Here is a 14,079-nt window from a genome sequence, read left to right as displayed (position 1 = left end):
CTGATTTTCTGACGATCAAAACTGTTCAAGCAGCTGCCCCATTTCCTTTGGAAAATCCTATCAAGCCCGCTACCAGTCTTCATCTTATATACTTGTTGTTTATTCACCAATAAATCAGCAATTATATGTCTTTTAAAGCGACCCTGTTATTGGAAGGATCGACCATGAATGTGCTGGAATGTCATTTTACCTTTTCACAGGCAACGGACGAAACCGGCAAACCTTCCCATCGTCCCCGAGGGGGCATTATCCGTATTATTATCGAGTCAGACGGCAGCAGCCGGCTTTTCGACTGGATGATTTCCAATACCGGCGTTAAAAGCGGGACCGTTACTTTCTGGCGGCGCGATGTGATGTCGCGGATGAAAGAGTTACGGTTCACCGATGCTTATTGCGTCCGGTATGGCGAGCATTTCAATGCCAGTGGCCAAATCCCGATGCAGGTACGGTTAAAATTATCGGCCCGGGAGCTGGCTTTGAACCAGAGTGTTTATCACAACCCCTGGCCGCATTCCTGATTCGTATATACGTTACTGTTAACCCGAAAAAACTAATTGTCATGCCCTTAAACACATTGACCAGGATAACCATAGATGGAAAAACATTTCCGCATTTCCGGGAGTTGCTGATACAGCAGCGAATCGACGGACATCATACATTTGAAATACATATTGACCAGGGGTGGATGGCCAGCTTATGGCCGGATGCTTCCGGCAAGGGACAGGACCTGCTGGGGAAAGACGTATGGGTGGAGATATCCGCCGCCAAAGCGCCGCAGACAGGCACCCTGCATTTCAAGGGGCTTGTCACCGCCATTCATACCGGCAAAAAAGGCGATGCCACCGAGGGATTTTGTGTACTGAAAGGCACAGACCCGGGTATTGTACTGGACGGAGAACCTCAGTTACGGGTATATGAAAACCAAACCCTTTCCCATATTGCGCGGCATTGCCTGAAAGCAGCGTCAGCCCATATAGATTTGCAGATAGCGCCGGGCAACGCCGTCCACCATGCTTACCTCGTACAGTACAGGGAAAGTAATTATGCTTTTCTGCAGCGGCTGGCAGCCCGTTTTGGAGAATGGTTTTTCTACAATGGCCAGCAGATGGTATTTGGCGCCTACGCCCCTGCTAAAATTATCCTGTCACATCCGCGAGAGCTCGTGCATTTCGATATAAGGCTGCAACTGACTTCCGGCAACCGGCGTTTTACCGGCTATGATTATGAGACCGGATCAGCCATTAGCAGCGATCTATCTTCGATGCCCACCGCCGGCGCCGGACCGCTCACCGCGCGGGCAAGAGCCGCCAGCAGGCAGCTTTACCAGGAAGAAGGTTATGATAAAACAGCCTCTCAGCATCTGGCCGGTATTGCCTTACAGGCACAGCTACACGAAAAACGGCAGTTGGCCGCCTCCGTGGAACTTACCGGGAAAAGTGAGCATCCGGGCATCCGTATCGGTGATATCATTGAAGCCGCAGCGTCTCTTTCTTCACCTGACCTCGAAGGGACTTTTACCGTCACCCGTATTGACCATCATTGCCAGGGAAATGGCGCTTATTTTAATCAGTTCAGCTGTACGCCTACAGACTGTTGCATCCCATCCGGCCATAACGGTATTGCACCGTGTTGCGAAGCACAAAGCGCCATCGTCACCGACAATCATGATCCCGAAGGCATGGGGCGCATCCGGATACGGTACCGTTGGCAACAACAGGGAAGCTCACCCTGGATAAGGCTGATAGCCCCGCACGGCGGCGCCGGTAAAGGGTTTCATTTTATCCCCGAAAAAGGAGAAGAAGTATGGGTAGACTTTGAAGGTGGTAATCCTGAGTTACCTTTTGCCATGGGCACCGCATATAACGGCAAAGACAGTACGAAATTCAGCGATGCCGGAAATAATCTGAAGATCATCAAAACACGCAGCGGCCACACCATACAACTGGACGACAGCAGCGGTGCAGAACAACTACAGATTCATGACCGCAACGGTAACATGATACAGCTTGACACGCACCGGGGCAATATCACGATCGCCTCACCAGGTCAGCTGCACCTGAAAGCCAATCATATCAGCATTGAAGCGGCCGATCAGCTGGACATGCACGCAGGCGGCAATCTTACACAGGGAGCAGGAGAGAACATCAGTTTGTATGCCGGCAGTCACACCACGGTATTAGCCACACATATTATTCAACAGGCGCACGACAGTTTCACCCGCACTTCACGCAAACTGGAAGAACAGGCAGAAAGCATATTGATCAACAGTATCCGGGAAGACCTGACATTGATGTCTTCCGGCACCATTGCTATTAACAGTGTAGAAAAAATAAAACTGTCGTGATATGATACCATCCAGTAACCCCGCCAGGCACCTGGTATGCGAAGGCGCCCTTTGCAGTTGCGATAAGGCCGTAGCACCCACCGCTGTTAAAGTGGTGTCGCATGACCGGTATTATGTTCACAGCAGCAGTGGCACCGATCGTCCGGTAGTCACCACCAAGGAGAATGATCACCGCGCACTGCATTTCAGCAGCTGCCTTGCCGGTGGGCAGCCTGCTCCGTGCACACCGCAATTGTTATGGCAGATACCCGCCAGTCAACAACGCATTGCATTGGCTAACGGCGCCTATCCCCTGCCGGACAATGCTACCGCACAATGCCTCACCAAAGGAGGCCTGTTGAAGATACTCACTCATGGACAGTTTCCCACCGGCGACAACGATCCTCCCGGGCTGTATAGCAGCGATAACCAGGCCCTCGCCGACAAACAGTCGATGACCTTCCCTCGGCAAACACCGCGCATCCTGCGGCTCAAAGGCCCTGAGAAAGTGCGTCAACTCAGCAATGCCTCCTGGGAAGTGACCTTTGACCGTCTACCTTCTTCCGGGGATATTGACCTGTTACACTGGGTACTTGAAAACGATCAGGGCATACCGGAAGTCTCCTTACACGGCGAAAGTATTTTCCGTCATCGTTTCCTACACGACGGACATTACACCCTGCGCATTTTCAGCGGAGAGGATTCAGACATCATGCTGACACAGACAATACAGGTAACGCCCACCGGCATCGTCTGTTCGCAGCGTACAGCAAGGCCGGGACAAAGCATCCGCTTCACCGTGGCCGAGGCCACACCTACCGATACATTCCGGTGGGAATGGACAGATGACAAAGGTTTTCGAAGCGCCCCCGAAAATACCGGCCCGGAAATTCAACTGACGTTTGAGCAACCGGGGCATTACATTGTCCGGGCTATCACAGGCGATCAGACATGGCAACAGGCTGTCACCATCTGTAATAATCAGATCCAAAATATTCAAACCGACCGACAGCCCGTTAGTGGTGCAGTGGTAACATTTAATATCGCCACCACATTACCGGATTTAACAGAAAGGGAACAGCTTAAACTTCACTGGAAACTCGAAGGCCCTGAAAGCACACACTGCGCAGGAGAAACAACGTTCCGGCATCTGTTCATCCACTGTGGACATTACACGCTGTATGCGTATCTCTATAACATACAACAGGAAGCAACATTACGTTTCGAAGTAAAAAATGCCACCATTACCGCCGCGCAATGGACGACACTCAACGGGTACGTCATTCGCCAGGCAGGGCATGATCAGGAAGTCTGTCTCTACTTTGAACATACCGGCCTCGAAAAGAGAAAAGTATCACTGGAAATATATGTCCGGCAAGCGTTTCATAGCAAACTGGTATACTCCCGGTCCATACAGATTACCACAGCATCCAAAGTATCGTACCCGTTATCTGTCAGCAGCCTTCAGCCACAGCTCCCATCGGGATGGGACAATGGACAGCCTCAACTCTATTTTCAGATCAAACCAACAGACAACATCCCGATCGAGCAGCAAAGCCGCCCACAGCTGTTATTACATCGCCGGCAACGTATCGTGAAAGCGTATTTCACCGATCCCCAGGACCAACGGATATATTTCATCACCGACCATCATCAACAGATGGCCCTGAAAATATACGCCGTCAATCTCGCCGGGCAACAGTTGCAAGTAACGATCCTGCGGCGAAAAAGCTCACCACCATTACAAAAGCCACTCACCCCCTACCCGACGACGGAACTGCTGCCATTACTGGAACACGATATCACCATCAGCAAACAACAGGTAGTGATCGATAAAACAGGAACGGCACTGCTTCCTGTTCCACTGGGATCTTTATCTGCTATCAGCCTGATTTATGCATTGATTCAACTTCCCGGATATAATGCTGTTTATTCACAACAGCTATTTGTATACCCTGGGCAACAGCTCAGGCTATCTCCTGCGATAAAAGCACGTTCCACCACTGTCATAGAGCGGGTAGCTGTTTTACAAGACCCATCAGCGTGTCAGTCACTGGTATGGGGCAGTAAGGTAAGTTGCGCCTTCCGGAAGAAAGTCATCAGTATTGCGCGAAAGTTACAGGCAGATCCGAATCACCTGATGACTTGCATGGCGTTTGAAACAGGAGGGTCATTTCTGCCGTATTTATTGAATGGGTATAAGCCGGGGACTACACCGGCAGTAGAGAAATTAACAGAGGGGTTATTGGCTGAGCATGCGGTGGGGTTGGTGCAGTTTACGCAGACGGCGATTGACCAAATGAATCGTCGATGGAAGCTAAAGACTACAAAAAAGAAGTTGGCACATATGTCGGCAGAAGAACAGCTGGAGTATGTGTATCATTATCTGCGTGATTTTAAAGGGAAGCTTAGCTCACTGGAAGATTTCTATTTGACTATCCTAAAACCAGATGGAGTAGGAAAGAGTGAAAACTATACTGTATTTAGTACCGATTTAGACCAGAAATTAAAGAAACAATGGTATGTAAAAAACAAGGGGCTCGATGCAAATGACGATAGTCGAATTACTAAAAAAGAAGTCAGTGTTATTATCCAGAAAAAATACACAGAGGGATTAAACTACAAAAACGGCTGTAGTTCAGATTGCCCCTTTTGGTATTCCAGCAAAGCTATTCAAAGTTCTCATTGGCATCCTCCGACGGACAGGTTACAGCTCCGAGGGTGGTATGATTGCTGGGCTCCTTCCAGAAGCTTGTATGGATTTATCGAAGGGAGGAAAAGTGGTAAACATCAGGGATTAGATTTTTATGCCCCCTCTGGTTCACCCGTATATGCATGTGTTGATAGTGTCATAACAGATTCTTATTATTCAACTTCATATGGTTATGTCGTAATACTAAATGGAGATTATGAAGATAGCAACTACTATTTTTTCTACGCTCATCTACAAGAAAAATCACTCCGTGAGGTGGGAGACAGTATAACTGCCGGTACAATCATAGGTTATGCGGGTAAGACGGGAAATGCATCAGGCATGAGGCCAGAACAAGAGCATCTCCACTTCGAAGTACGAGAAAAGAATCCTGTTGGAAGAGGATTTGAAGGAAGAGTAGATCCATTATCGGCTATTAAGGAACTTAATACAGAAGAAATTACTAACCCTAATCAAAAGAACCAATATGCTAAATAAGTACATACCTGTAGCTTTTCTTTCTTTTCTAAAAATGTTTACTCAAGGATGTGATAGTTCTTCTAATGAAAAAGATCTACAATTTTGGCAAGGGCATTACGAGGTAGGCGCATCAAGAAATGAATATATGAATGGATTGCAAGTTGGTACACTTTACGAAATCAACACTACAAATGACAGCTGCATCTTCACTGGTGATGGCATACAATACGCCTTTGACGCCAAATGTGCGCTTAAAACCAATAAGGACACACTTCTGGGATACTTTTGCTACGATACTCGTGGTATGGCGCGATATTGGAATGCTGAACTACCTCTTTTCAAAATCTTCCGAAAAGATACCAACTACTACATCATTTCCAGTGCTATCCTCGAAGACACGACGAAGACCTATCTGTTAAAACATAGCCGGGAAAGTAAAAAAATTCAATAGCTTTATATTCAACTTAACCGTGAATTGTGAATAAAGCTATTATCCTTTTATCGTTTTCTGTAGTAGTATTATCCTTAGGAGCCTGTAACCAGTCGGAGCAACCTGGCAATCGCAGCAGTGGCGGTATTTTCACCTCCAAAACCGGCAAACCGGTGGCTTTTAAGCTGCAGTCCGGGCATCCTGACAGTAGTAGTGCATCCTTTGTGCTATCAGGGATAACGGTATCATTTGATCAAACAGCTGATGCGTCACAGACCATCAGTATCAAAAAGGACGAAAAGCGGTTGATCAACTATATCCGGTCGGCGGATACGGCGGAGAAGACACTGCCTACACCGTATATGACGATCAATGGAAAAGATACCGTTATTACATTTAATATCCGGCAGGATGCATTCCGCTTTAAAATAAAAGATAACAGGGCCACCTATACGAAAACGAAGGATACAACGGCGCAGCAATGAAGCAGCATAAAAAAGGCCGGCCCGCAGGGCCAGCCTTGTATGACTGAATAATCAGGACAAAACCTATTTAAAATCAATAGGAATAGCTAGTTTAACACTAAAATTACGCCCTACGTTAAAGACCCCGGAGCGTCCTGTTACCTCATTCACCGGCGCGTATTTCAAACGGCTCAGGTGATTCTGGTAAGCCACGTCACCGATGTTATTCACTGCAAAATGCAGAGAGAACAGGGTTTTGTTATGTTTATTCACAAACTCTGAACCCAAACCGGCATTCAGCAGCGTATAGCTTCCTGTCGTGGTTTCTGTCTGATAAGCAGAGAACACATCATTCTGGGCAAAATTCATATCCATCTGCACCCCTACGTAAGCATTACGCAGCGGGCCGCCCACTTTTTTAAACTTGCCTTTCAGCTCAGACAGCCATCTGGCGGCCGGAATATTGGGCAGGTTTTTAGTTGAATCAGTACCATTAACGGCGGTACCGCGTACATAAGAGACTGTATTTTCAAAATGCAGCCAGTCAATAGGATGTGGGTGTATATCCAACATCAGCTCACCGCCATAGAGATTAGCGTTTGCCTGTTGATATTTAAAGGCGGCGAATCCCTCTGCGTTATCATTAACCGGAATAGAGTCGGTACCGGCTGCATTAAACAGTTTGCGGGAGAAGATGAAGTTGTTGATGTGATTGTAGAACACGTTGGCAGTCAGTGAAACGTGCTGGGTGTTGAATTCTACTCCTCCGTCTATCTGGGTGCTTACTTCCGGCTTCAGGTCCTGGTTGCCATATTCGTATTTGATAGTGCCTTCGTGTACACCATTGGCAGCCAGTTCGGAGATATTGGGGGCGCGGAATCCGCGGGCAGCATTGAGTTTCAGCACTACGTGATCACTGACTTCATAGCTAAGCCCCACGCTACCGGACACATTAGAGAAATTGCGGTTGAACGCGTCAAATTTTGTTTCACCGGATGCTGCGGGCTTGCCATCAGCATCGAGGAAGAGTGATTTGGAACGCAGTGAACGGCTATCAAAACGTACACCACCGCTCAGGGTGAGTTTGTTGAAGGTTTTGCTTGTTACAGCAAAAGCGCCGATATCAAACAGGTTATAGGCGGGGATGAGGAATTCCTCTCCCAAGTTGTCATTTTTCTGTTGCATCCCGTTTACGCCTACTGTTGTCTGCCAACCGTTCATTTCCGGGAGATAATATTTGGCCGCGTAGTTGAATGTCTGCAATTTCAGCCAGAGTCCCGGCTCATCTGGATGTAGAACCTCCCCGAATTCACGGCGGTTATTCCACTGATAACCCAGTGTTAACCCGATACGACCACCATTATGCAGATACAGGCTGTTGTCCCAAACCAGTTTCTGATGGTTGATCTGTTGTTTGGGCACCGTCATACTGTAGGACTTGTTATCGCTATCCGTAACAGGTACTTCTTCTTTATTACCGTTATCATTAATTGGTTTAATAAAGCGGCCTTCACTGTTACGTTCGCCTTCTACCAGACCAAGGTGCTGATTAAAAGAGGTAAAGCTCAGGCGGGAGAAGCCCCACTGTTTGTTGATACCGATATTAGCGCCGTAGTTCGTGTTGTTGAAGCGGGAGTTGAACACATAGCCATCGTATTTATTCTTATAGTCATGTGCCTGTTTCTGGGTAATGTAGGCTCCCCAGCTGAAGCCGTTGTTATTGCCGGCGATATCAGCATGATAGGCCATGAGACCGTTGTTGGTCTGATAGTTGGCTTCTACGTTGCCTTTAATTTTTCCTTGCGGCAGCGGAGTGGGAGGCACGATATTTACCACGCCAGCCAACGCATCCGAGCCATACACCAGTGAAGCAGGGCCTTTCAGTATTTCTATTTTGCTGACATTGTAGTCATCCACTTCGATACCATGTTCATCTCCCCATTGCTGGCCTTCCTGGCGGACACCATCGCTGACTACCACCACCCGGTTGTAGCCGAGACCACGGATGAAAGGTTTGGAGATAGCCGGACCGGTAGAGAGTTGGCTCACACCCGGTACTTTGGCGATCGCATCGATGATATTGGTGGAAATGCTCTGGTCCAGGACATCCCGGCGGATGATGCTGATAGGCGTAGGTGTTTTTTTCACAGAAGTAGCCAGGTTGGCACCCGTGATCACCACTTCATTTTTTTCGATCAGTGTTTCGGTCAGTTCAAAATCTTTGGTGGTAGTACCATTTACATTGACAGTCTCCGTGTAGGCGGCATATCCGATGGAGTGTACTTCCACAATATATTTTCCCTTCGGCAGATTTTTGATGGTATAATTTCCCTGCGCGTCAGCAGCTGCGCCAACATGCAAGTCAGGCAGATAAACAGAAGCGCCGGGAATGATGGCATGGGTAACTTTATCAGTTACTTTTCCGGTGAGCACGTTAGAGAAAGTGCCGTCTTCAGGAGTTCCGGCCTGGGCGGTGGGATGCAACGACAGCAACGCCGCCATTAATCCGAGTATAAATACACGCAAATAATGCATACGTAAGTAATAAGAAATAAGAAAACAGTGGATAACAATAACTGACTATTACCTGGAGGTAATAACAGCTATACATGATGTGTGGTTGAAATCAGGCAAACACAGATGGTGGCGCCCTGGGAGAGAGATCACGATGGGTAATATAGCTGGTTTCCGGCAACGGCCGCAGTTGAAATACCCATATCACCGGACGTACCGGAGAAATAAAATCAGTAGTGTACTGGTCAAACGGCTCCACCCCTATCTGCAGAAAATCGCAGTGGCGGTGTTGCTCCGATATCGCGGTGCCGCCCACCGGCGTGTGCGCATCCTGCGTATCGTGGTGACCGGCGAACAGGTGTATAAACTCCCGTGGGACCGTATTCAGGGTGAATACGCCCAGCAGGATGACCGCTAATATTTTTTGAAAATGTTTATACACCGGGACAAAGGTAATAAACTTTACTCATTTGCAACAACGATGCATTTATATTGCACTATTTCACTTTCAGCATAGGTCTCACCTGTTGTACGGAACCATTCTGGAACCGGGCATAATAAACCCCGTTGGGCAGGTATTCCGCATCGAAAGTGAAAGTGTAGGTACCAGGAGTATGCGTTTTATTGACAGGCACGCTCACCAGCCGTCCCATGGTATCAAATATTTGTATCATGGTATTGCCATTGCCCGTGATGTAGGTGATGGTAGTAGCGCTGGTAAAAGGATTGGGGCTGTTAGTGATCAGTTTTTTGTCATCTGTATTCAGATCAGGCAGATTGGTAATTACACCACAGGCCACACCGCTGATCAGCGGCAGCCGTTGGTAATCTTTCTGCAGGATTTTGTTCAGATCGGTCTGGTCCACGCAGAACCACTGTTCCAGGATAGATGCGTAAACAGAGCGGAAATCGTACTGCATGGGCACGTTATCTGCCACGCTGGTATTGTCAGGTATAGCCGGGGAATTACCCAATACGCCCTGGTTCACATAGTCACCGAAGACGATCATAGGTGCAGCGGCGCCATGGTCTGTACCCATACTGAAGTTGGATTTGATACGGCGGCCAAATTCGGAAAACGTCATCCCTACTACCCTGCGGGAAGCTTTCAGTCCTTTCAGGTCGTCCATAAAGGCTTTGATAGCGTCGGACACACCACCCAGCAATTTGGCGTGACCACCTGTTGTGGTATCACCGGATTCTGTCTGGCTGGCATGGGTATCGAAGCCGCCTGTGCTCACCATGTACATGCGGGTTTTAAGCCCTCCGGCCACTAGACGGGCCACAATCTTCAGCTGATCGGCCAGATTATTATTAGCAGGGTATGGTCCCTGAGAAGTCACTTTAGCCGCTGCCGCTTTGATCGCCTTTTCATAGCTGTTGGTCTGTTTGGCGATCATCCGGATATACTCCAGCTCTTTACCGGCTTTGGTATTGGGAACAGGATCCATTACCCCATCTATCAGGTTGTAGAAATCTGTTGCGCTGGTGATGGCCATTCCCCTGCTGGCATCTGCCCCCTGAAAAGCCGGAGACACAATGGAGCCGATCTGGATCGCCAGCGGGTCCGGATTATCAGCGTTAGGGTAGGTGTCCTGCGGTCCGGGGTATTTCGTATCGAGATAACGGCCGCCCCAGCCGGACGTCAGTATCTCATTGGAGTCTGATCCGGTGAGCCAGATATCCGTAGCGCGGAAATGCGAAAAATTGGGAGAAGGATAACCAACACTTTGGATGATGCTTGCCTTGCCCTCGTTGTATAACTGCTGCACACCTTTCATGGCAGGGTGCAGACCAGATTTAAGATAGTTGTCGAGCCGCAGTACCTTTCCTTCCGGAATAGCAATATTTGTCCTGGCAGACTGGTATTTACCATAGATATCCAGTGGGATGACCATGTTAAGCCCATCATTTCCTCCGGTCAGCTGAATCATCACCAGTACGTGGTCATTGTCAGCAGCAGCGCCGCTTAATGCAGCCAACATAGGCGAGCTTCCAAAAGCCTTGATAGAAAAGCCGTTGATAATGGTTGGTAATATTGCGGCCGGGGCTGTATATTTCAGGAAATCTCTTCTTTTCATAGAAAGGTTTTTCAGGACAATTGATATTCTGAAAGGTTCATGATGTATTTGTACAGGGCTTGCAGGTGATTGGTCACCTCTTTCGTATTCGCAGCGTCGCCGGGATTGGATTTGTAGGTGTTCCAGGCGCTGGTCCAGTAGCCGTTGGTACTTTGTCCGGCCAGCAGGATGGTATCTTTCAGGAAAGTCTTCACATTATCGGACACGCCTACACGATAGAGGATATCCAGCGAATCGTTGACAAGTGCTACCGGATCGCCGGGGTTGGACAGCTTGTCTGCAAATGCCAGCGGATCGATTTTCGCATTCTTATATCCGGTGGTGATCAAACCATCGCTCAACTGGTTTCTCCGGGGCAAGGTGGCCGTGTTGATCCATAGCTCATGGAAGGCCGGCTCCTGGTAATAGGCTTCCCAACCGGCTACCAGCGGCGGATCACCCAGATTTTGCAGCATAACGGCCATGGCGCTGTGCAGATCACCCCAGCGTTGGTACTGGTTGGTGTAATCTGTCGGGAATGTCACGCCAAATTCGCGGCACATCCCGATACAGAAATCCACAGGGCTTTTAATCAGACAGGCCATATTAAGCGGATCAAAGAAATGCTCGCTGGTAAACAGCGCGTTGAGCGTAGCTTTGATATCATAGCCGCTGCTGCGGAAGATATCTGCCAACGGCAGAATCACATTCGCTTCCGTAGCCTGGTCTATATCGTAGTATACAAAAAAGCGGTAGAGTTTACGGCAGATAAACTTAGCTACTTCCGGTTGTGCAAAAATAATATCCAGGAGAGCGTCCACCTCTGCGGCGCCATCAGGACCCGTTTGACCGGATATGACTTTGTTGCTATAAAAGCCGGAAAACTGTTTATTGGTGATATCGTGCTGCGTAGTGTTAAACGTACTGACGATCGCGGTACGATCTACCCGGAAGCCTGTCAGTACCCGGGCGGTGGCTCTTACATCGTCCTCGGTATAGTGGGAATCAGGCCCTTTTCCAACGGTAAAGAGCTCATGTAGTTCGCGGGCGTAGTTTTCGTCAGCGGCGCCTTTCGAATTCAGGTAACCGTTGAGATACACGAGCATGCAGGGGTCCAGCGTGACGGCTTTGGTCAGCGCTTTAAAATTGCCCAGTGCATACTGCCGTAGCGTGAGGTTATACTGGTAGATAAAACGGCTGTCATTCACCATATTGGTTTCTGTCACAAAATGGTTGTGCCAGAAGAGTACCATTTTCTCGTGTATGCTCGCCTGTTGGTTGAGCATCTGTCCTACCCACCATGCTTTATAGGAAGCAATTCTCTTGCGTTCCAGCATTTCATCGCCCTGGGCGGCTCTTACCCAGCTGGCGCCGGGAGCCACACCAGTACTATCGGTGCCATAATTATTCACCGGGGGTGTAGGATCTGCTTGTGCCGTAAGCAATATGTCCACCACCTGCTGCATACCAAGGCCTTTCAGGGCTTTGATATTTTCCGGCATAGCGCCGAAAGTAGTCCGTTTAAGCAGGTGAATGAGTTGCTGGGTACCCCAGGCACCAGTGTAAGGGGTAAGTCCTGTTGCCGTACGGGCAACAGCTTTGCTGTTCCGCGTATTGCGGGCAGGCGATAAGGTCAGGAATTGTCTGCGATCCATAAAGCGATATGGTTGAGATAGCGGGATGGCCTTTAATTCCGCCAAATTAATAAAAATTTTAATTCAACAGGATTAAATTATCATAAAACTGGTGGGGCATAAAACAAAAGCCGCAGGAAAATCTTCCTGCGGCTTTGAGCTATAATGTATTACGAAAAAAATCAGGTAATATTTTCAATGATACCAGCAATGCCCTGGCCACCACCTACGCAGGCTGTTACGATGCCATACTTTTTATTCAGCCTTTTCATATCGTTGAGAATTTGTACTGTGAGCTTGGCGCCGGTACAACCCAGCGGATGCCCGAGGGCAATAGCACCTCCGTTGATGTTCACGATATCAGGGTTGATGCCCAGCTCGCGGATCACAGCGATAGACTGGGAAGCAAAAGCTTCGTTCAGTTCCACCAGGTCGATGTCCTGGAGTGTTTTGCCTGCTCTTTGCAGCACCTTAGGTATAGCCGCTACTGGTCCAACTCCCATGATGCGCGGATGCACGCCTGCGGAAACACAGGCCACCAAACGGCCGATAGGTTTCAGTCCCAGCTCGTTGACCATTCTTTCGCTCATCACAATAACGAAGGCAGCGCCGTCGGAAGTCTGTGAGGAGTTGCCCGCAGTTACGGAACCTCCCGCAGCGAAAACAGGTTTCAGTTTGCCCAGTGCTTCGAGGGAGGTATCTCCGCGTGGTCCTTCGTCGGTGTCTACGGTAAATGTGCGTTTTTGTTTTTTACCTTTTTCATCCACGTATACTTCGTCTACATTGATAGGAAGTATACCGGATTTGAAGTACCCTTCTTTGATAGCGTTCAATGCTTTCTGATGGGATTTAAAAGAGAACTCATCCTGGTCCTGGCGGCTCACTTTAAATTCATTGGCCACTGCTTCAGCGGTGAGTCCCATGCCGATATAGTAGTCAGGGGTGGTGCTGGCCACGGTGTAGTTGGGCACGGTTTTCCAACCTGCCACCGGCACCAGGCTCATACTTTCTGTACCACCAGCGATGATACAGTCGGCCATCCCTGTCTGTATTTTAGCGGTTGCAATAGCGATTGTTTCCAATCCGGAAGCGCAGTAGCGGTTCACCGTCATTCCTGGCACATCAATTCCCAGGGCACGGACGGAGATCATGCGGCCAATTTGCAGTCCCTGTTCCGCTTCCGGAACAGCGTTACCAACAATCAGGTCATCTACCCTTTTTGGGTCCAGCTGTGGCACAGATTGCAGCAATCCCGTAATCACATCTACAGCCAGATCATCGGGTCTGTAAAAACGAAATCCTCCCCTTTTGGACTTACCTACCGCAGTGCGGTAGCCGGCTACTATATACGCTTCTTGCATGAAAAAATAATTTTATTATGCTAACGGTTAGATTATCAACATGATGGATATTTATCCACATTTTTACCTTGTAACCAAATTTAATTAAATTAAGGACACAAATATGCGATAGAACCGTTAA

10 protein-coding genes are annotated in these 14,079 nt (G+C 48.5%); 5 read left to right on the top strand and 5 right to left on the bottom strand.

The genetic code is table 11. From position 1 onward, the window contains the following. Positions 1-125: 125 nt before the first annotated feature. Genes tssD through HHL17_RS07065 form a run of 5 tightly spaced genes read left to right on the top strand, consistent with a single transcriptional unit; the run spans position 126 to position 6,410 of the window. Entirely contained in the window at positions 126-518 is a 393-nt protein-coding gene (gene tssD / locus HHL17_RS07085) for a type VI secretion system tube protein TssD (RefSeq protein ID WP_169224055.1), read from the top strand. A gap of 41 nt (positions 519-559) precedes the next feature. Next, complete coding sequence (locus tag HHL17_RS07080; RefSeq protein WP_169224054.1) at positions 560-2,344, top strand: type VI secretion system Vgr family protein; 1,785 nt, start codon at positions 560-562, stop codon at positions 2,342-2,344. A gap of 1 nt (position 2,345) precedes the next feature. After that, positions 2,346-5,513, top strand: coding sequence for a peptidoglycan DD-metalloendopeptidase family protein (locus tag HHL17_RS07075; protein ID WP_169224053.1), 3,168 nt, complete (start codon positions 2,346-2,348; stop codon positions 5,511-5,513). Continuing rightward, complete coding sequence (locus tag HHL17_RS07070; protein WP_169224052.1) at positions 5,503-5,946, top strand: DUF5991 domain-containing protein; 444 nt, start codon at positions 5,503-5,505, stop codon at positions 5,944-5,946. Before HHL17_RS07075 ends, HHL17_RS07070 begins: the two co-directional genes overlap by 11 nt. A gap of 26 nt (positions 5,947-5,972) precedes the next feature. Further along, a complete protein-coding gene (locus tag HHL17_RS07065; protein ID WP_169224051.1) occupies positions 5,973-6,410 on the top strand; it encodes a hypothetical protein in 438 nt (145 codons plus the stop codon). 63 nt (positions 6,411-6,473) lie between these two features. On the opposite strand, the gene HHL17_RS07060 is transcribed toward HHL17_RS07065, so the two are convergent. The 5 genes from HHL17_RS07060 to HHL17_RS07040 form a co-directional block, all read right to left on the bottom strand. Further along, on the bottom strand, positions 6,474-8,924 hold the full coding sequence (locus tag HHL17_RS07060) for a TonB-dependent receptor (RefSeq protein ID WP_240975104.1): 2,451 nt from the start codon (positions 8,922-8,924) through the stop codon (positions 6,474-6,476). Positions 8,925-9,015: 91 nt separating this feature from the next. Further along, entirely contained in the window at positions 9,016-9,345 is a 330-nt protein-coding gene (locus HHL17_RS07055) for a hypothetical protein (protein WP_169224050.1), read from the bottom strand. A gap of 55 nt (positions 9,346-9,400) precedes the next feature. Beyond that, positions 9,401-10,984, bottom strand: coding sequence for a DUF1501 domain-containing protein (locus HHL17_RS07050; RefSeq protein WP_169224049.1), 1,584 nt, complete (start codon positions 10,982-10,984; stop codon positions 9,401-9,403). An 11-nt stretch (positions 10,985-10,995) separates the two neighbouring features. Beyond that, the gene (locus tag HHL17_RS07045) at positions 10,996-12,618 is read right to left on the bottom strand and encodes a DUF1800 domain-containing protein (protein WP_169224048.1); all 1,623 of its coding nucleotides are present in this window, start codon (positions 12,616-12,618) and stop codon (positions 10,996-10,998) included. Between the two features lie 161 nt (positions 12,619-12,779). Then, on the bottom strand, positions 12,780-13,958 hold the full coding sequence (locus HHL17_RS07040) for a thiolase family protein (RefSeq protein WP_169224047.1): 1,179 nt from the start codon (positions 13,956-13,958) through the stop codon (positions 12,780-12,782). Positions 13,959-14,079: the final 121 nt, after the last annotated feature.

Origin of the sequence: Chitinophaga fulva (assembly GCF_012927205.1) — a bacterium.
Taxonomy (GTDB): domain Bacteria; phylum Bacteroidota; class Bacteroidia; order Chitinophagales; family Chitinophagaceae; genus Chitinophaga; species Chitinophaga fulva.
The sequence above is the reverse complement of the archived record's forward strand: the minus strand, read 5'-3'. Positions and strand labels throughout refer to the sequence as shown.

Coding starts and splice junctions, on each gene's coding strand:
- tssD (WP_169224055.1), top strand. CDS start 126: ATGTCTTTTAAAGCGACCCTGTTATTGGAAGGATCGACCATGAATGTG.
- HHL17_RS07080 (WP_169224054.1), top strand. CDS start 560: ATGCCCTTAAACACATTGACCAGGATAACCATAGATGGAAAAACATTT.
- HHL17_RS07075 (WP_169224053.1), top strand. CDS start 2,346: ATGATACCATCCAGTAACCCCGCCAGGCACCTGGTATGCGAAGGCGCC.
- HHL17_RS07070 (WP_169224052.1), top strand. CDS start 5,503: ATGCTAAATAAGTACATACCTGTAGCTTTTCTTTCTTTTCTAAAAATG.
- HHL17_RS07060 (WP_240975104.1), bottom strand. CDS start 8,924: ATGCATTATTTGCGTGTATTTATACTCGGATTAATGGCGGCGTTGCTG.
- HHL17_RS07050 (WP_169224049.1), bottom strand. CDS start 10,984: ATGAAAAGAAGAGATTTCCTGAAATATACAGCCCCGGCCGCAATATTA.
- HHL17_RS07045 (WP_169224048.1), bottom strand. CDS start 12,618: ATGGATCGCAGACAATTCCTGACCTTATCGCCTGCCCGCAATACGCGG.
- HHL17_RS07040 (WP_169224047.1), bottom strand. CDS start 13,958: ATGCAAGAAGCGTATATAGTAGCCGGCTACCGCACTGCGGTAGGTAAG.